Genomic DNA, 19,442 nt, shown 5'->3' on the forward strand with positions numbered 1-19,442 from the left:
GCGGCAAAACGCGTGGGGGCGGGTGGTGAGGGTGACTGGGCGGGAGCCACCTTCGGGGCGCGCCACCGTGGCCCTTACCGCGATGGCGGGGATCTCGAACTGGCCGGATTGCTGGGGATAGAGGGTCAGCTCCCAGCGCTGGTGCGACCAGGTCTCCCCGTTTTGCCGCTGGGTGAAGTTGGTGGCCAGCTCGCTGCGTTGTTTGACCATCACTCCCGGCAGTTCAAACTGGCCGATGCGGGTCCCTGCGGTAAACCAGCGGTTGGTGGCCAGCTCCAGATAGAGGGTGATCTGCTGGTTGACGGCATAGGGGCGGTTCTCCTCCCCTTGGTCTTTGAGCCAGCTTTTGAGGGTCACCTGAGTGGCTTCAGTGGCTTCGGCAGCCTGGGTCATCACGGGCGGCACTCCGACCCAGAGCAGGATGGCGGTTGCCACACATCTGCGCAGCCAGTGGCGGCGTTTAGGGGGCCGATTGCACATGGACGGGCTCCTGGTTGGTTGCATGATGAGGATGCACGGCTGTGCCAGCTTGCTGTGCTTGGAGCTGGAGGCGGAATTTGGCTTGCAGGAAGTCACCGGGGTCGGCTTCGACCCGGCGCAGCCACTTCTCGGCTTGCGCCGGATTGGCCAGGATCTGGTCGGCAGTCAGGGTCTCCCGCGCCATCAGTGCCGAGACCACGGTCTCTTCGGCCCCTTCGGCACTGCGTGGTTGGTCTTCCGGCAGCTCCCGCGAGTGATCCGGCCCGTCCGGCGTGCCGGTATGGCTCTGGCTGGTGCGATTGATCTCGTCGACGATGCCGCACATTACCCGATAGTTGTGGGCGGCTGATTGACGCACATTCAGATCATGCGCATCGGCAGCCAGCTGCCGGAACAGCCGACGGGCCGCCAGATACTCTCGCTGTCTGGCAAGGGCATTGCCTGCATAGAGCAGCCCCAGCTCGGAATCGGCTTGCAAGAAGGCAGACTGGGCCAGCGCAAACTCGGCGCCATAGTAGTAGGCGACCCCCTGGTAGAAGGGGTCTTCATAGCGTTTGGCCGCCTCCAGATAGTCACCCCGCTGGAAGTACCACTGCCCCTGCTGATCCGGGGTGAGCCAGAGATCGAGCCACTGCTGTTGCAGCGCTTTGACCCAGTGATGGGGGGGCGGCATGTCGGGCTCAGCGGAGGGCAGCGAAAGGGGGGTGGCCTGCACGGCTGCGCTTTGCAGCAGGCAGAGGCCGACGGCCATGATCATGCTCCACTGCACCAGCCACCCCTTGCGAAACCAGAGCAGCAGCAGGGCGACCACCGGAAAGAGCAGGTAGTAGCCCATGTCCTGCCAGGGCATCAGGGAGTCGCTGTGGATCTGAAAGTGGCGTGCAATCGCCCGGTTGATGCTCGCAACATCGTCATTATCCACCGTCATGGTGAGCAGGGTGGCATCGCTTTCGCTGGCCAGCCGCCGCAGTGAGGCGAGCGCCAGCGGGCGTTTGCCACTCAGTGCGGGATCGCCAGCGGCCAGGATCAGCAACTGATGGGATTGGCTGCGAAAGTAGTCGGCCAGTGGTGCAATGGCGGATGGCGTGATGCCATCGCTGATCAGCAAGACGGTGCTGCCTTGCTCATCGGCCAGCAGCTCGGTGAGCAGCGGGATCACCTGTTCGGTGTGTTTGCCCGCTTTGGGCATGATGTCGGGGGTGATGGCCGCGAGAAAAGGGGCGAACACGGCGCTGTCGCGAGTCAGCGGCATGGCGGTATGGGCTGAGCCCGCAAATACCACCAGTCCGCTACGCCCGCCGTCGCGGGTGGCCAGCAGGTCGCTGACCTTCTGTTTGGCCCGCGCCAGCCGGTTGGGGGCAATATCCTCTTCCAGCATGGAGTCGCTGTTATCCAGCAGGATCAGCAAAGCGCCCTGATCTTCACCAAAGGGGGAGGGCTCGCGGTTCCAGGTCGGGCCTGCGCAGATCAGAATAGCGAGTCCCATCAGCAGGGCCAGCACCTTGAGGGGCAGGTTCTTTTTCCATCCGGTTTCTCCCAGCGTCAAGGCCTTGCGCAGATGGGGTGGCAGTCGTTGCTGCCAGTTGCTGGCCTCATCCATGCGCCAGCGCAGCACCATGATGGCGGCAAGAGGCAGCAAGGCCAGCAGCCACCAGGGGCGCAGGAAGTGGGCATTCAGCCAGAGCTGTTGCCAGAACAGGGTATCAATCATGGGTTGTCTCGTGGCGTGCAGGGCGCAGGCGATAGCGCTTGAGGGTCAACAGGGAAAAGAGCGCGAGATAGAGGCCGACGCTGGCGGCGATCAGGTAGTGGTGCAGGCTCTCGCGGGTCTGAAAACGGGTACTTTCGTAGCGTTGTGGCTCCAGCTCCGCGATCAGCTGATAGGCCTGTGCCAGTGCTGCCTGATCGAGGGCTTGAAACAGCTGACCGCCGGTCAGGGTTGCCAGTTGTTGCAAGGTATCGAGATCGAGCGCCTGTTCGCCGACGGTCGCCGGATCGCCCATGGCAATGGTGTGCAGCCGCACCCCGTTGACCGCGGCCACCCGGGCCGCATCCCGTGGGCTGACAAAACTGCCGGTGTCGTTGCCGTCGGTGAGAATGATGGCGACTTTTTCCCGGGTACTCCTGCCGTGCTCTTCGGCGCGATCACTTTGGTTGAACACCTTGATGGCCAGGCCAATGGCATCCCCCAGATGGGTGCTCTGGCCTGCCATGGCAACGTCTGTCTCTTGCAGCAGGGTTTGCCAGGTGTCGAGATCGGCGGTAAAGGGGGCCTGGATAAATGCGGCATCCCCAAACAGGATGAGCCCGAGCCGATCGCCATGGCGTTGGGCGGCAAACCGGGTCAATACGGCTTTGGCCGCGTCGAGTCGACTGATCGGCTTGCCGGGGTCGGGGGAGAAGTCGGTTTCAGCCATCGAGCCGGAGAGATCCAGCACGATCATCACATCTCGCCCGAACCGCTCACGCACCTGGGGTGGGCCATAGATAGTCGGTTTGGCCAGCGCCAGCACTGCCAGCAACCAGACGATGATCAGCGCAATGCGCTGCCACCAGCTGGCGGTCAGCTGGGTCGCCCCCTCTCGCGGCGACTCGTCCAGCAGGCTGATCAGCAGGTCGAAAAATGGCACCTTGATGGCACTTTGCCGGGTGCGATAAGCCGGAATAAGGCGAAAAACCAGCAAAGGCAGAGGCAACAGCCACAAACAGTGAGGGTGAGCAAACTCGAAACCGGCATCAAGCATGACGAGCCTCCACCGCCAGCGTCGTGCTTGGACACGGGGCCTGATGATGTTGCAACCAGTCGCTGCACAGGGAGACAAGGCAGAGCTGATCACTAACACTCAGCACCACCTGATCACACACCAGCGACACCAGCCAGCGCTCTCCCAGTTCGGTGGCAAAGCGGGGCTGACGATCCGCCATGGCACTGTCGAGAGTCTGCAGCAACGCCAGGCCAAACAGGTTGGCACAGGGAGGTGAAAGGTGCTGCAACACCTCCTTGATGATACGAAACAGCGTCAGATTGGCTCCGGCGTCAGACCAGTTGATGGCCCGCAATGCCGCCAGTGCCTCGCGCCGGTAGCGCTGCTGCCACCAGATCTGCACCCTGTGATAGATCCAGAGCAGCACCAGCGATCCCAGAAGCAGCGCCAGCAGCAGCCAGCCTGCTGTCTGGGGTTGCCAACTGATGGCTTCAGGTACGGCCACATCGTGCAGGTCACGCAACATATAGGTGCCGGGCGGGGTGTGGTTCATCGGCGGTGTCCTCCCAATGCGGTGGTGAGATGAGCAAGGTGATGGCCACTGGTGTCGAGGGTGATAAGGGGCAACCCCTTGAGGGCCATCAAGCGCAGTAGTTGATCTTTTTTTAGCTGTTGCTGGTGGGCCAACCCCTGATCCAGCAAGGAGAGCTGATGGGGGGCGATATGGAGCTGATACTGACCATCTCCGACGACCCAGGGGGAAGTGGCCGCAGTCGAGAGTGTCGATTCGAGAGGGTCGGCGATGTGCAGGGCCAGCACATCGTTGTGCTGCTGCAAGTAACCGAGTCGGGTCAGTTCAGCCTCGGTCACCCCTGCCCAGTCGCTGAGCACGATCAGGGTGGCATTTTTCAGCTTGAGGCGTCCCAGCATGGCCAACAGTGGCGCCAGTCCGGTGGCATCGCTGTCGCGACTGGTGACCGAGAGGGCGTGATTGGCTGCGCAGAGCTGGCGCAGGTTGGCGAGCCAGTGGGTGCGGGAGCGTTGGCCTCGCAGCCACGCCACGCCGTTGCAGTGCATGATGGCAAGCCCGACCCGATCACTCTCCTTGAGCACTTGCCAGCCGAGCAGGGCGGCGGCCTCGGCAGCGACCACCGATTTCATCACCTCTACCGAAGAGAAGAACATGCTGCTGCGCTGATCAACGCAGAGGATCACGTGGCGATCTTTCTCTTCGCTGTAGCTGCGCACATGGGGACGACCGGTGCGCAGTGTCACTTTCCAGTCCAGGGTGCGAATGTCATCTCCCTGTTGGTAATGACGAAGCTCTTCGAAGTTGAGCCCCCGGCCACGAAAACGGGATTGATGGCGGCCAGACAGCACGCTGCCACTGTTGCGGTGCGGCAGCAGTGAGCATTGTCCAGCCCGTTGCTGCAGCCTGATCAGTTGCTGGTAATCGCAGTGGATACGGGGATCGGCGCTGGGACCATGGTGGTTAAGGTGCAAGGTGCGATGGTCCAACAGATGGTGGTTCAAGTTCATCTGCCGATTTACCCGATGGCGACATGGTCGAGCAGGGCCATCACCACCTGCTGATGATCCACCCCGTCTGCCAAAGCGTCATAGCTCAGGGTAACGCGGTGGCCCAACACGCTGGGCACCATGGCTCGCACATCATCGGGCCGCACGTGGTTGCGCCCTTGCAGCCAGGCGTAGGCGCGGGCGCACTTGTCCAGCGCGATGGAGGCGCGGGGGCTGGCACCAAGGGCGATCCAGCGTGGCAACTGGGTGGTCGCATAACGCTCGGGATGGCGGGTCGCCATCACCAGCGCCACTATGTAGTGCTCGACCAGGGGCGAGACGGTCATGGTCGAGAGCGCTGCGCGAGCTTGCAGGATCACATCGGGGGAGAGGGGGATAACCCTTTGGTCTTGCTGGCGCTGGCAGCACTCCTCCCCACGAACCAGACGGATGATGGCCAGTTCGGCTTCATCATCGGGGTAACAGACGGTGACCTTGAGGGTGAAGCGGTCCATCTGGGCCTCTGGCAGGGGGTAGGTGCCCTCCTGTTCGATCGGGTTCTGAGTGGCCAGCACCATAAAGAGCTCGGGCAGGCGATGACTGGTGTCACCGACAGTGACGGTCCCCTCCGCCATCGCTTCCAGCAGGGCAGCCTGCACCTTGGCGGGGGCGCGGTTTACTTCATCAGCCAGCACGATGCTGTTGAAGATGGGGCCGGGCTGGAAGCGAAGCTGGTGGGAGCCCTCATGTTCCTGATACAGCTCGGTGCCGGTCACATCGGACGGGAGCAGATCGGGGGTGAACTGAATGCGGCCGAAACTGGCATTGAGGGTTTCGGCCAGCGCCTTGACCGAACGGGTCTTGGCTGTTCCGGGTACCCCCTCAAGCAGTACATGACCATTGGTCAGCAGACCGATGACCAGGGCACGGATCACATGGGACTGGCCGATCACCTGTTGACCAACCTGTTCAATGAGTTGAGAGAGCTGTTGTTGCAAGGGGTTCATAGCAGTTTCCGCAGGTGACATGTTCGGGGCGATATGGCGGGCGATGAGGCCCGTGGTTTTCACTTTCCGCACGACTCGGTGGAGCTGTGCGGAAAGTGAAAACGCCCACCAATAAATTGATGGGCGTAGGTGTGCACACCTTATTTGCTGGTGGCGACTTTTTGTTTGAGCGCATCCAGCTCAGCCAGCTTGCCCTGCAGCATCAGGGTTTGGGCGCTGATGTTGGCCGGGTTCATCTGGAAGCTCTGCTGCATCGGGTACTGGGGCAGGGTATCGAAGAACTCCTTCAGGATCCCCTGTACCGGTACGAACAGCCACATGTTGTCCGCCATCCAGCGCAGGTACATGCCTGACTCGTGCGGTGCCTTCTCGAACGGATCGGCGCGCAGGTTGATGATTTGCGGCCAGTTCGGCGTGACGCGGACGGCATCGGAGATGTTGCCCTGCATGGTGGCGAAGTTCAGCTTGAAGTCATTCCAGCGCACGGCATTCAGCTCGCCGTTGGCAGTGAAATAGAGCATGGATTCGCGCGGTGCTTTATCACTCTTGCCCGAGAGATAAGGCATGAAGTTATAGCCGTCCAGATGCACTCGCCACTCTTTGCCGTTGGCCTTGTAGCCCTTGGCCAGCTTCTCTTTGACATCCGGTACACCAGCGGCCGCCAGCAGGGTTGGCATCCAGTCCTGGTGCGCCATCATGGCGTTGACCTTGCTGCCCGGCTTGATGACTCCCGGCCAGCGAACCAGCTGAGGTACGCGCATGCCACCTTCCCACGTGGTGCCTTTCTCGCCATGGAACGGGGTGGTGCCGCCATCGGGCCAGGTGGCTGTTTCTGCACCGTTATCGGTGGTGTAGATCACGATGGTGTTGTTGGCAACGCCCAGTTCATCCAGCTTGTTGAGCAGGATACCTACGTGGTCATCATGCTCCAGCATACCGTCGGCATAGATGCTGATGCCGGATTTGCCCTGATACTTCTCTTGCAGGCGGGTCCAGACGTGCATGCGGGTGGCATTGTGCCAGATGAAGAAGGGCTTTTTGGCCTTGACCGCTTTCTCCATAAACGCCAGCGAAGAGTCGAGGAACTCCTCGTCAGCATGCTCCATACGCTTGCGTGTCATGGGGCCGGTATCTTCGATCTTGCCGTCGGCAGAGGCTTTGATCACGCCGCGTGGGCCGAACTTCTTCTTGAACTCCGGATCTTTCGGGTAGTAGTAAGTTTCCGGCTCTTCTTCGGCATTCAAGTGGTAGAGGTTGCCAAAGAACTCATCGAAACCGTGCTTGGTCGGCAAGTGCTGGTCACGGTCACCCAGGTGGTTTTTACCGAACTGGGCAGTCATGTAACCCTGCTCCTTGAGCAGATCTCCCAGGGTCGGGGCCCAGTCAGGGATCCCTTGCGGGGAACCAGGCATGCCGATGGTGAGCAGACCGGTACGGAACGGCTCTTCGCCAGTAATAAAGGCGGCACGACCGGCGGTGCAGGATTGCTGGCCGTAGTGATCGGTAAAGATCGCACCTTCGCTGGCGATCCTGTCCAGGTTAGGGGTCTGGTAGCCCATCATGCCCTGGTTGTAGGCACTGATGTTCCAGTAGCCGACATCGTCACCCATAATCGCAAGAATGTTGGGTTTGGCGGCTGCGGTGGCACTACCAGCCGTGGCCATTAATGCAAGGCTCATTGCTATTTTGTTTAAATGAATGGCCATTATTGGCTTCACTCCTAATCTGATTTGAATCAAGTACAAAAAACGAGGATTAAACGTTGCTGAGGAGCGAGGAGCATTGCGCGGCAATTCTTTGATCACCTTGACCCGCAAATAACGGGATGATGTCAGTTCTGTGACATAACTCCCCGTTTCCATCAAACAGCTTGCAACAGCGTCACTTTATTGAGCCGTGCTAACCTTGTCGCCTTATAGCCAATATAACCTGAGGTTATCCGGTGCATTTTTATCCCGGCCCGTTCGGGGTGATTGAAAGCAGAGCACTGCAGAGGCGGGGCGCCAGAATCAACACAGTGCCGTGCGCATTGGCTCAGCCGCTGGTGTGTGATGTTGATAGGGTGATTGGGTTCACATATTCGAAAAAATTGGGTGTATTGGAAAAATGTCGCTATGGGGAGAGATGGGTGTGACTATTTTGTTGTCATCGCTAACGGCAGTTTATGTTGTGATGACCATCACCCGATGGTGAATTGCTTAATGTTCAGGATAGTGTTTCTCAGGTGATACCCAGGACTTTCAAATGGTGCCACCCTTTTTAATTAGATTGTAAATAGACCTAACAAGGTATTTCACTCCAATATTCACCAATCATATTTAGTTGGTAAATTATTTACACCTCAATCACTGAGTTATAACAATTATCATGTTTTTCTCAAATTGAGTCACCCTGCGGGTTGGGTAAACCACTATATGTTGATAGCAAAATCTGTGACAGGAGCACATTTATTATCGTCAGGCTATGGTAACAATAACGAATGATGTACATAGGCAGATTAGCTACGACGATATTAATGAAGCGTGTTTTAGTTGCCTTGAAAGTATATTTTACGATAACTAACAAAACGGAAAAGCCACCATGTATCAGAGTCATGAACATTATCTGAAGCGCGCAATTGTTATTTCCAGAGAGGCCCGCGCGGCAGGCAATACGCCATTCGGTGCTATCTTGGTCGATCAGTATGGAAATATTGTCTTGGAGCAAGGCAATATCGAAATTACGGCCAAACGCTGTACCGGTCATGCGGAGTGCACACTTGCTGATCGTGCCTCTCACGAATTTACCAAAGAATTTTTATGGAACTGCACGCTGTATACCACCGCAGAACCGTGCTCAATGTGCTCAGGGGCCATCTACTGGGCCAATATTGGCCGAGTGGTGTTTGCCATGACAGAGCGCCGCTTGCTGGCGTTAACCGGCAGCAATGAACAAAATCCAACTTTTGACTTGCCTTGTCGCGAAATTTTCGCCAAAGGACAAAAGGAGATTGAAGTGATCGGCCCGTTCCCCGATTTAGAAGCCGAGGCAGCAGAAGTGCACCGTGGTTATTGGAATTAAAGCGTAGCACCAGTTCCTGTTATTAATATCGTGCGGCGTTTCCATCCGTTATAGCAACTTGGTAACAGCGTTTTACCTCATGTAGTGGCGCAGATTGTGCCACTGCAATTTAGCTCGTGCAAACGAGGACGGAGAATTACCATGAGTAGCCACAGTGTCGCTCTGAACAATACCGATGAATTTGCCCCTTTCAATGAAAAAGTATCGAAGGGGCGTATGCTGATCTTGGGTTTTCAACACGTACTAACCATGATGCCAGTGTCGGTTTCTGTGCCGCTGATCTTGGGGAGTGCACTGGAGCTGGATACCCGTACTACCAGTTATCTGGTATCGGCCACCCTCTTTACTACGGGAATTACGGTGTTATTGCAGACCTTTGGTTTAGGTCGGCTGTTCGGATCGCGTTTGCCCTTGATGTTCGGCGCGTCATTTGCACCCTTGGGTATCATGATACTGTTGGGTAAACAGTACGGTTTACCAATGGTATTTGGTGCAGTGATCGGCTCGGCTGTTCTGATGGCTGTCATCTCCTGTTTCTTGCACAAGCTGCTGCGTTTTATGCCACCAGTTGTTAGCGGGTCATTCGTTACCTTTATTGGTATCAGCCTTGCTCCTGCTGCCTTTACTGATCTGGCTGGGGGGGCGGGGCATGCCGATTTTGGATCCCCCCGCAATTTCGCGCTTGGCTTGGTGGTGATGGCAATCATCCTGCTAATCAGTCGCTATGGGCGTGGGATTGTGAAATCCATTTCGTTGTTGATTGGTCTGCTTATCGGCTCTCTGATCAGTTGGCCGATGGGCTTGATTGATTTCACCCCACTGCAACAGGTACCGGTTATCGAAATAATCACTCCGTTTCATTTCGGCGCACCGCAGTTTGCTTTAGCCCCTATTTTGATGATGACAGTCTTCTGTTTCGTCAACTTGCTGCAATGCTTGGGAGGGGTATCTGTACTGGATGACATCAACGGTCTGGAGACCAGTCATCGTCTGCAAATTCGCATGATCCGAGCGCAGGTTCTGGGTCAAGCGATTGCTGGTTGCTTTAACTCCGGCGCCTCAACGGTATTTAAAGAGAATATCGGCCTGTTCAAGCTGTCTGGCTTACAAAGCCGTTCGTTGCTGCTTATGGCGGCGGTAATGATGATGCTGCTCAGTATTTTTCCGCAGATTTCGACCGCATTCACGTTAATCCCGAAACCCGTGCTTGGGGGGGCCATGGTAATACTGTTTGGGATTATCTTGGCCGCCGGGATCTCCATCCTTTCCAAGGTGGTCCATAAAGCGTCCAATTTCACCATAATCGGGACCAGCTTGTCGGCGGGAATTGGTGCAGAGTTTGCCAAAGGGGCATTCCAGCAGTTTCCGGAGTTGCTGTCGATGTTGCTCAGTAATGGACTATTCGTAGTCAGTTTCACTGCCATTGTACTCAACATTGTGCTTAATCGTGAAAGCACGCTGTTGGTAAAAAAGTCGATAACGCAAGAGCAACCGGCGTGATGAGAGAGCTTGAGCAAGGTGATGAGTGGACTGGTTGATAACACTGGTAACAGGGCGCTACATGTGGTTGCGTTCTGTTGCGGTAATCCATCACGCTTCATGAAACGTGCACGTAATCTTGGCCCGCGTGGGCACCGTATAAAGTGGGGCATGCTTGAGATAAAGCAGACATGAATGCGAAGAAGCCCAGTCAAAGACTGGGCTTGAGGCAGAGACGACAGCTTAATTTCGGTACAAAATCAGACGTTGTCTCACTTATACATGAGAGGAGTGCCAGCGCCTATAACAGCATTATCATGGCAACTCCTGTTCCTGAATACATCACCTCGTTATCGTCGTTTTGGAACGAGCCTGTTATTTCGTTGGTTTAACCGCAAGATCTTCAACCAATACGGCAAATTCAATAGTGGTGATCTTGCTGTTGCCTTTGTTTATAAATTCAATAATCCCCTTGCTTGCGGATTTGTTGTTGTTTGGTGGCAGCAAACCTTTAAAGGTAGATTGGGGATCACTTTGTCCGGTCATCCATATACTCACATTGCACCCTTTGCCCCATAGCATGAGGCTCTGGATACTCTCACCCCCCAGCACAAAGCTTGGTGGTGTGAAGGGATCAACTTGGGGAGGCAGCGCTGAGGAATAGAGGGCACGGCATGGTGCAGGAATGATGCTGCTTGCAGCGCGCGCATCAACAACAAACTTGCTGCCACTTACCCCGAGTGAAAAAGTGGTAGAGGGGGACACCCAATTCCCCGATGTATGAAAGGCAAAGGGGCTGGCTTGATTGAAGGCAAAATATTCGCTATCCAGTCTTGTTGTGGCCCCTTGTGCCATTGTCGCAACAAAAACACCCAATACACCAGTCAGTAATTTAAAACGCATAATCTCCTCCGATTTTATGTCTACACGGGTAGCTGTGAAAAATGGTGGTCGCACTTTAGGGTATTGCCGCGCTATCCGTCACGCCTTAGCTAACTATTTTTTCGTGAAAAATTGTAAGAATTAAATGCTTAACAATCTATTAGCGTTTAGATGTGCCAGTAAGCGACTTTTTTACTGTAAAGCAACGGCGTTACATTGATAATGTCTGTCTTTTCAGACGGTTATGTTCCTGTTGGAAAACAGTTGAGATGCACTATCAGCAGCGAACGGACAGGCATCATCGCAGGTAACGGTGGTGACTTGCATTAAGCCAAATGTGCTGCAGAGTGGGTTATTTTGATTGTTTTGGCGAAGTCTCATCCCATGTATGTGGTATCACAGTGGACTTTCGGGCCTTTTACTCGGTGTGGGCCATTATTTTTCAGCAGAGTGATGGCGTAAAAATGAGGGCTATTGACTAAATTGATAAGTAGTGAGGAGTAAAACGGCTCCTCTTGCACATAACAAAGCAGCATGGGACAGGGATCATGAACAGAGTGCAGGGAACCAGTTTGTTCTCGTTGCAGGTGGATCTTCGGCAGGTGGTGTATGCCCTGTCAGCGTCGCTGGATCTTGTGGGCATTGGTGATGTTGCCCACGGTAAACGAGTGGGAATTATGGCTGCTGAGTGCAGTCGCGTCTTGGGGATGGATGAGACCGAGCGTCGCCTGCTGTTTGAGTTGGGGGTGCTGCACGATATCGGTGTGTCATCCACTACGACCCATCACCATCTGGTCAGCGAGTTTGACTGGGAGTCTTCCCAACTTCACTGTGAGGTGGGGTATCAATTGCTCAAGGATTTTCGCTTGCTGGCTCCGCTTGCTCTCCCTATCCGCTATCACCATACCCATTGGCATCTCTTGCGTGAGATGACTGAGGTGGATCCCAAGGTGGCTCGCCAGGCAAATCTCATCTTTCTGGTCGATCGTTGTGACGCGCTGGCGGCTCCTTACTATGGCGATGGTTCACTGCTGATGCACACTGGTGACATTAGGCAGCGGCTGCAAGCGTGCAGCGGTGAATTTTTTGCTCCCGAACTGGTCGAGGCATTTCTTGCCACTTCTCGCTCGGAAGCGTTCTGGTTGCAACTGGAAGCTCGCGCTATCAATGACTACATGCTGGAGATGCAGCAGCAGCGGGAGCCCTGCATTACCACCAATGGTGAGCTGAAAGCGTTGGCCCGGATCTTCTCTGGTATCGTCGATGCCAAAAGTCCATTCACTATGACGCACTCACTTGGGGTAAGCCGGCTGTCACGCATACTGGCTGAACGGATGGGGGTTAGTGCCGTCCACTGCGATATGCTGGAGATTGCCGGGCTGTTACATGACTTGGGCAAACTCAGGGTGCCCGACGAAATTCTGGATAAACCCGGTAGTTTGACGCGAGAAGAGCGAGCCGTCATCAATACCCACAGCTTCGAGACCTACCAGATCCTGCGCCATATCGAGGGTTTTGAGGAGATTGCCTGCTGGGCTGCCTATCACCATGAAGAGCCGGATGGAGAGGGTTATCCATTCCATCTGCCAGCGTCGGCCATGGTACTGGAAGCACGGATCCTGCGGGTCGCCGATATTTTTCAGGCCATGGTGCAGAATCGACCTTACCGTCAGGGACTTCCCGCCAGTCAGGCGCTGGCGTTTATGCAGCAGTTGGCGGAACAGGGGCGGGTCGATCCTGCGGTGGTGTCAGTGCTGGCTGACCACTTGCCACAGATGATGCGAGCCGCTGTTCCCACCAGTGAAGAGGAATATTCATGCTGTTAATGCGTCGTCGGCCGCTCAACGCGCCGACTATGCTTGGAATAATCGGCATATGGATCGCCGATATCAGTGAGCAGGGCGACAGTGGGGAGAGCTACATGGAATCGCTAAAAGCCAAGGATTATATGCAAAGCAGGCCCATTACATTTAAAGCGGAGATGATGGTACAAGCGGCCGTTGAGAAATTTTTGAACAGTCATCAATTGGGTGGCCCGGTGGTTGATGACAAGGGACATTTGATCGGTTGGATATCTGAACAGGATTGCATTGCCGTAATGCTCAAGGAAGCGTACCACTGCGAACAGGTCGCACAGGTCAAGGATGTGATGCGCAAAGAGGTGCTGACGGTGGGGCCAGAGACCAGCATCCTGACTTTGGCTGAGATGATGATGGGGCAAAAGCCAAAGATCTATCCGGTGGTAGAGGAGGGAAGGTTGCTCGGGGTGATTAATCGTCACAACGTGATGCAGGCTATCCACGCCCAGATCACTACATGTTTTGTCCATAGCCACGGCTGAGTGTTACGCTCTGGTGTGTTGAGGCAGGCCAATGGCCTGCTTCGTTATTTTGGGGCGCGGCAGGGTCGCTAATCTGGTACTTTCTATGAAGCAAAGGGCCTCCTCGCATGTCCCGTCTCTTATGTTAAGGCTTGCACCTCTCCTCCTCGCTCTTTAGGATCACCCCAGCTATCGATATGGCCCCTACTGTTGGGCACTCTTTTAAGGAATTCGTACCTTGTCTCTCTCTATCGAGGCGCTGCGCCGCCGTCTCTCTGCCTGCATGAATCTCGACGCCCGCCGTCTCTCCAGTCGTCTGCACGGGGTCAAAAAGCTGCCTGAAGGTAAACAGGCAGCCGTGCTTGAGACCATTTCAGCTGACTTGATCGCCGCCGAACAGCGCTATCAGTCCCGTCTGGCTGGCGTGCCCAAGGTGACTTATCCGGACAACCTGCCGGTCAGCCAGAAGCAGGCGGAGATCGCCAAGGCGATCAGCGAGCATCAGGTGGTGATCATCGCTGGTGAAACCGGCTCGGGCAAAACCACCCAGATCCCCAAGATCTGTCTGGCACTCGGACGCGGGGTGAAGGGTTTTATCGGCCACACCCAGCCGCGCCGTCTTGCGGCTCGCACCGTGGCGGCCCGTATTGCCGAGGAGATGGAGTCCGAGCTCGGCCACTACGTGGGCTACAAGGTGCGCTTTACCGATCAGGTGAGCGAGCAGACCCACATCAAGCTGATGACCGACGGTATCCTGCTGGCCGAGATCCAGAACGACCGGATGCTCACCCAATACGACACCATCATCATTGATGAGGCCCACGAACGCAGCCTCAACATTGACTTCATTCTGGGCTATCTCAAGCAGTTGTTGCCAAGGCGCCCCGATCTCAAGGTGATCATCACCTCGGCTACTATCGACCCCCAGCGCTTCTCCCGCCATTTCAACAAGGCGCCGGTGATCGAGGTCTCCGGTCGCACCTATCCGGTGGAGGTGCGCTACCGTCCGCTCACCAGTGATAAAAGTGAAGGGCTTGAGGAGCGCGACGAGCTGCAGGGGATCTTCGATGCGGTGGAAGAGCTGGCCTGCGAGGGGCTTGGGGATATCCTCATCTTCATGAACGGCGAGCGGGAGATCCGCGATACCGCCGATGCCCTGCGCAAGCTCAACCTGCGCGATACCGAGGTGTTGCCGCTCTACGCCCGCCTCTCCAACGCCGAACAGAACAAGGTGTTCCAGCAACACGCCGGTCGGCGCATCGTGCTGGCCACCAACGTGGCGGAGACCTCGCTGACGGTGCCGGGCATTCGCTATGTCATCGATCCGGGTACTGCCCGCATCAGCCGCTACTCCTGGCGCACCAAGGTGCAGCGCTTGCCCATCGAGCCGGTCTCCCAAGCCAGCGCCAACCAGCGTAAAGGTCGCTGCGGCCGGGTGGCGGACGGTATCTGTATCCGTCTCTACTCGGAGGAAGACTTCAACGGCCGTCCGGCCTTCACCGACCCCGAGATCCTGCGCACCAACCTGGCCTCGGTCATCCTGCAGATGCTGGCGCTCGGCCTTGGCAACATGGAGGCGTTCCCCTTCGTCGAGCCGCCGGAGTCACGCCATATCAAGGACGGTCTGACCCTGTTGAAAGAGCTGGAGGCGGTCAAAGAGCTGCCTGGCACCCGGGATCATGAACCCAAGTTGCAATTGACCGAAACCGGTCGCCAGCTCTCGCGCATCCCCCTTGATCCCCGTCTAGCGAAGATGGTGATCAGTGCGGCGCAGACCGGTTGTCTGAGCGAGGTGATGGTGATCACCGCGGGCCTCAGTATTCAGGATCCCCGCGAGCGGCCCATGGAGAAAAAGCAGGCCGCCGATGAGCAGCACAGACGCTTTGAAGACAAGGATTCCGACTTCCTTGCGTTCGTTAATCTGTGGAACTACCTGAAAGATCAGCAGGATGCCCTTGGCAGCAACCCGTTCCGCCGCATGTGCCAGAAGGAGTTTCTCTCCTACCTGCGGGTGCGCGAGTGGCAGGATATTCACTTCCAGCTGCGCCAGACGGTGAAAGAGCTTGGTTTTAAAGCCAACCATGAACCGGCAGATTTCAAGACGGTGCACTGCGCCCTGTTGACCGGTCTCTTGAGCCACATCGGCAACAAGGATCTGGAAAAGCCGGAGTTTCTCGGTGCCCGCAACGGCCGTTTCCACCTGTTCCCTGCCTCGGGTCTGTTCAAGAAGCCGCCCAAGTGGGTGATGGCTGCAGAATTGGTGGAGACCTCGCGCCTCTACGCTCGCATCAACGCCAAGATTGAGCCGGAATGGGTGGAGCCGCTGGCGGGCCACCTCATCAAGCTGCACCACAGCGATCCCCACTGGTCGAAGAAAAATGGCGCCGTGATGGCCAAGGAGAAGGTGACCCTCTATGGCCTGACTCTGGTCAATGAGCGCACCATCAACTTCAGCCGCCTCGATCCGGCGCTGTGCCGCGAGCTGTTTATTCGCCGTGCGCTGGTGGAGGGGGATTTCGAGACCCGTCACCGTTTCTTTAGCGATAACCGCAAGCTCTTGGCCGAGGTGGAGGCGCTGGAGCACAAATCCCGGCGTCGCGACATTCTGGTGGATGACGAGGACTTGTTCCGCTTCTACGATGCCCGTTTGCCGGAGGATGTGATATCAAGCCGTCACTTCGACAAGTGGTGGAAGGAGGCGCAAAAGCAGGATCCCGAGCTGCTCAACTTCGAGAAAGAGATGTTGATGAAGGGGGATGCTGCCCACATCAGCGATCTCGACTACCCCAACTCCTGGCAGCAGGGGCGCCTCAAGCTCAAGTTGACCTACCAGTTCGAGCCGGGGGAGGCGGCGGATGGTGTGACCCTGCATATTCCGCTGCCGCTGCTCAATCAGGTGGAGGTGAAGGGGTTCGAGTGGCTGATCCCCGGGCTGCGCCATGAGCTGTTGGTGGCCCTTATCAAGTCGATGCCCAAGCCGATGCGCAAGAACTTCGTGCCAGCGCCGAACTACGCCGACGCGCTGCTTGCCAGCATCAACCCCGAACAGGGGCCGCTGTTGGACGAGATGGAGCGTCAGTTGCGCCGCATGACCGGCGTCACTGTCCCCCGCGAATCCTGGGACTGGGCTGCGGTGCCCGATCACCTGAAACTCACCTTCCGGGTGGTGGACGACAAACACAAGAAGGTGGCGGAAGGCAAGGATTTGGAGGCCTTGAAAGAGTTGCTGCGTGGCAAGGTGCAGGAGACCCTCTCACAGGTGGCAGACGATGATATCGAGCAGTCCGGCCTCACCCTGTGGAGCTTTGGCGAGCTGCCGCAGGAGTACAGTCAGAAGCGTGGCGGCTTCGAGGTGAAAGCCTATCCGGCGCTGGTGGATGAGAAAGATTCGGTCTCCATCCAGTTGGTGGAGAGCCCGGTGGTGCAGCAGCAACTGATGTGGGCCGGTCAGCGCCGACTGGTGCTGCTCAACGTACCATCCCCCATCAAGTATCTGCAGGAGAAGCTGCCCAATAAAGCCAAGCTGGGGCTCTACTTCAACCCGTTTGGCAAGGTGGCGGAGCTGATTGACGACTGTATCGCCTGTGGTTGCGACAAGCTGATTGAGCAGCATGGCGGGTTGGCTTGGGACGAGGCCGGTTTCGAGGCGCTCAAGGAGTTTGTCCGTGCCGAGCTCAACGATGCGGTGGTGGAGGTGGCCAAGCTGGTGGAAGCCGTGCTGACCCTCTCCCATGAGATCAAGAAACGGCTCAAGGGCAAGATGCAGCTCGACACCGCCTTTGCCATGTCGGATATCCAGTTGCAGCTCAGCAACCTTATTCACAAGGGCTTTGTTACCGAGACCGGCTGGCAGCGGCTGCCTGACCTGCTGCGTTATCTGCGTGCCATCGAGCGGCGTCTGGAGAAGCTGGCTATCGATCCCAACCGGGATCGGGTCTACATGCTCAAAGTGCAGAGCGTGGAGTCCGAGTACAAGGCGCTGCTCGCCAAGATCCCCAAATCCCAGCTGATCCCGGCTGAGGTGGCCAATATCCGCTGGATGATCGAGGAGCTGCGGGTGTCGTTCTTTGCCCAGAATCTGGGGACCCCCTATCCGGTCTCCGATAAACGGGTGCTTAACGCCATCGCCCAGTGCTAAGCTGCTATCTGTCTGTTTTAACTGCGTGATATAGAGTATGAGAAGGGGCCTCCTGATGGCGGGGCCCTGCAAACGGAAGTCAGGGAGGCAAGGATGCTGGGGATCTGGTTGAGTGTGGCGCAGGTGGTGATCAGCGGTTACCAGCCTATCGCAGAGCAAACCTGGGTGCAGTTGAACCCGGAGTATTACCCCTTGGCGCGTACGCCGCCCGCCATGTTTGTCGCATGGCACGGTAACCAGTTTCCGCCGCTCGCCCAGAAGCAGAAAAATGGTCGTTGGCAGATCCTTTTCCCTGCGCGGCTGGTACCTCCTTTTGATCTGTTTGAGGGAGAAGCCGAGCTCTCCAAAGCCTATCTGGCACGGCTGCGACGCATAGACGAGATGGCCTATGGCGTTGCCTCCGTTCAGGCGGTGGCTGCAGTGCAACTGCAGAGCAGCTCGCCAATGGAAGAAAATGAGCTGCTTGCCCCCTTTATTGCCGAGTTCAGTGCCCCGCATTCCCTGCCAGTTCAGCTGGCGGTAGCGCCTCGCTATGAAGCGGAGCCATTGTTGGCGATGCTGGGGAGCGTTGCTCGTGAAGCGGGAAGCAATGCTGATATCCTGCTGGCAGCTGGCTCTTCAACCGATAGCACCACGCTTACTCTATCGGCGCCAGCCGCAGGAGCTGGGCGCGAGGTGTGCCATCAGGTAGCGGCAGGCGAGACGCTCTGGCGCATTGCCAATCAGCTTTCCAGCACCATGGGGGCCGATACGTACAGTTATCTGCTGGCGCTGGTGGCTGAAAATCAGGCGCGACTTGGTCATAGCATTCGGGTCAAAACCGGGGATGGGCTCTACTGCCCCCGCGCCGAGACGCTGGCGCAGTTTGATGCGCTGAGTCCGGCCCAGCGGCAACAGCAATTTGCCCGTCTTGAGCAGGGCCGTTAAAGCGCGGGATGATCCTTGTATACGCTATTGGCCCATGGTAGTATTCGCGCTCGTTTTGCGAGGTGCTGACCGGTCGCAGTTAGCACCATAAATTCATCCAAAAGAGATACATACTATGTCTTTCGTATTCCAAGCTGAAGTCCGTTCTGACCTGGGGAAAGGTGCGAGCCGCCGCCTGCGTCAAGCTGACCAAGTTCCTGCCATCGTTTACGGTGCAGGCAAAGAAGCCCTGTCCATCACTGTTGACCACAAGAAAATGGTTCTGGCTCAAGAGAAGCCGGAATTCTATGAGTCCGTACTGACTCTGGTTATCAACGGTGAAGAAGTTAACGTAAAAGTGAAAGCTATCCAGCGTCACCCGGTACGTTACAAGCTGATCCACCTGGACTTCGTTCGCGTTTAATTGCGAACAGTCAGGTTGAAGAAAAGCCACTCTCAGGAGTGGCTTTTTGCTATCTGGCATCTTGTGAGCGGGCTGAAAGGGCTACCTGATCAGCCACAGCAAGCCGGTTATCCCAGCTGGCTAAGCGCCTGTTGGCAGCGCTGCTCGGCGGCATCCAGCTCCAGCAGCACCATTCTGATATCTTCCATCTGCTGTTGCAGTGTCTCGCGTTTCTCCGTCACCAGTGCCAGCATGGTTTGCAGCTGGGTACGGCTGCTCTTGTCAGCATCATAGAGATCAAACAATTCGCGGATCTCGGCGAGGCTGAAACCAAGGCGCTTGCCGCGCAAGGTTAATTTGAGACGAACTCGATCTTGCTTGCTGTAGATGCGGGTCTGGCCCTCTCGGGCGGGATTGATCAATCCCTGATCCTCATAAAAGCGGATACTGCGCGTCGTAATATCAAATTCCCGGGCCAGCTCACTAATGCTGTAGCGTCGGGCTTCATCCTTGTTTTTGTTCATACAGACTTCTTGGCGAACTA

General features: G+C 56.7%; 16 protein-coding genes. 7 read left to right on the forward strand and 9 right to left on the reverse strand.

Annotated elements, in window-relative coordinates:
- The 7 genes from ACE1BR_RS13620 to ACE1BR_RS13650 form a co-directional block, all read right to left on the reverse strand.
- A partial coding sequence (locus tag ACE1BR_RS13620; protein WP_374871120.1) for a BatD family protein occupies positions 1-480 on the reverse strand: 480 nt, incomplete at its 3' end.
- Entirely contained in the window at positions 461-2,191 is a 1,731-nt protein-coding gene (locus tag ACE1BR_RS13625) for a VWA domain-containing protein (protein ID WP_374871122.1), read from the reverse strand. The genes ACE1BR_RS13620 and ACE1BR_RS13625, both read right to left, overlap by 20 nt.
- Positions 2,184-3,224 (reverse strand): VWA domain-containing protein, encoded by a 1,041-nt coding sequence (locus ACE1BR_RS13630; RefSeq protein ID WP_374871124.1) that lies wholly within the window; start codon positions 3,222-3,224, stop codon positions 2,184-2,186. Before ACE1BR_RS13630 ends, ACE1BR_RS13625 begins: the two co-directional genes overlap by 8 nt.
- The gene (locus ACE1BR_RS13635; protein WP_374871126.1) at positions 3,217-3,738 is read right to left on the reverse strand and encodes a DUF4381 domain-containing protein; all 522 of its coding nucleotides are present in this window, start codon (positions 3,736-3,738) and stop codon (positions 3,217-3,219) included. The genes ACE1BR_RS13630 and ACE1BR_RS13635 overlap by 8 nt, the downstream gene beginning before the upstream one ends.
- The gene (locus ACE1BR_RS13640) at positions 3,735-4,724 is read right to left on the reverse strand and encodes a DUF58 domain-containing protein (protein WP_374871128.1); all 990 of its coding nucleotides are present in this window, start codon (positions 4,722-4,724) and stop codon (positions 3,735-3,737) included. The genes ACE1BR_RS13635 and ACE1BR_RS13640 overlap by 4 nt, the downstream gene beginning before the upstream one ends.
- A gap of 8 nt (positions 4,725-4,732) precedes the next feature.
- Positions 4,733-5,710, reverse strand: coding sequence for an AAA family ATPase (locus tag ACE1BR_RS13645; protein WP_374871130.1), 978 nt, complete (start codon positions 5,708-5,710; stop codon positions 4,733-4,735).
- A gap of 140 nt (positions 5,711-5,850) precedes the next feature.
- Entirely contained in the window at positions 5,851-7,389 is a 1,539-nt protein-coding gene (locus ACE1BR_RS13650; protein WP_374871132.1) for an arylsulfatase, read from the reverse strand.
- 901 nt (positions 7,390-8,290) lie between these two features.
- On the opposite strand from ACE1BR_RS13650, the gene ACE1BR_RS13655 reads away from it, so the two are divergent.
- The gene (locus ACE1BR_RS13655; protein WP_374871134.1) at positions 8,291-8,770 is read left to right on the forward strand and encodes a nucleoside deaminase; all 480 of its coding nucleotides are present in this window, start codon (positions 8,291-8,293) and stop codon (positions 8,768-8,770) included.
- A gap of 141 nt (positions 8,771-8,911) precedes the next feature.
- Positions 8,912-10,270 (forward strand): uracil-xanthine permease family protein, encoded by a 1,359-nt coding sequence (locus ACE1BR_RS13660; RefSeq protein WP_374871136.1) that lies wholly within the window; start codon positions 8,912-8,914, stop codon positions 10,268-10,270.
- A 354-nt stretch (positions 10,271-10,624) separates the two neighbouring features.
- Here the strand turns inward: ACE1BR_RS13660 and ACE1BR_RS13665 are convergent, their stop codons facing one another.
- Entirely contained in the window at positions 10,625-11,152 is a 528-nt protein-coding gene (locus ACE1BR_RS13665; protein ID WP_374871138.1) for a hypothetical protein, read from the reverse strand.
- A 527-nt stretch (positions 11,153-11,679) separates the two neighbouring features.
- On the opposite strand from ACE1BR_RS13665, the gene ACE1BR_RS13670 reads away from it, so the two are divergent.
- From ACE1BR_RS13670 to rplY, 5 genes are all read left to right on the forward strand, one after another.
- Positions 11,680-12,957 (forward strand): HD domain-containing phosphohydrolase, encoded by a 1,278-nt coding sequence (locus tag ACE1BR_RS13670; RefSeq protein ID WP_374871140.1) that lies wholly within the window; start codon positions 11,680-11,682, stop codon positions 12,955-12,957.
- Positions 12,958-13,052: 95 nt separating this feature from the next.
- Entirely contained in the window at positions 13,053-13,472 is a 420-nt protein-coding gene (locus ACE1BR_RS13675; protein WP_374871727.1) for a CBS domain-containing protein, read from the forward strand.
- Positions 13,473-13,689: 217 nt separating this feature from the next.
- Positions 13,690-17,589 (forward strand): ATP-dependent RNA helicase HrpA, encoded by a 3,900-nt coding sequence (hrpA, locus tag ACE1BR_RS13680; RefSeq protein WP_374871142.1) that lies wholly within the window; start codon positions 13,690-13,692, stop codon positions 17,587-17,589.
- Between the two features lie 93 nt (positions 17,590-17,682).
- Positions 17,683-18,516, forward strand: coding sequence for a hypothetical protein (locus ACE1BR_RS13685; protein ID WP_374871144.1), 834 nt, complete (start codon positions 17,683-17,685; stop codon positions 18,514-18,516).
- Between the two features lie 115 nt (positions 18,517-18,631).
- Complete coding sequence (rplY, locus tag ACE1BR_RS13690; RefSeq protein ID WP_033136429.1) at positions 18,632-18,919, forward strand: 50S ribosomal protein L25; 288 nt, start codon at positions 18,632-18,634, stop codon at positions 18,917-18,919.
- 107 nt (positions 18,920-19,026) lie between these two features.
- Here rplY and ACE1BR_RS13695 read toward each other — a convergent pair whose 3' ends face one another.
- The gene (locus tag ACE1BR_RS13695; RefSeq protein ID WP_374871146.1) at positions 19,027-19,422 is read right to left on the reverse strand and encodes a MerR family DNA-binding transcriptional regulator; all 396 of its coding nucleotides are present in this window, start codon (positions 19,420-19,422) and stop codon (positions 19,027-19,029) included.
- Positions 19,423-19,442 lie beyond the last annotated feature (20 nt).

Origin of the sequence: Aeromonas sp. MdU4 (assembly GCF_041929505.1) — a bacterium.
Lineage (GTDB): Bacteria > Pseudomonadota > Gammaproteobacteria > Enterobacterales > Aeromonadaceae > Aeromonas.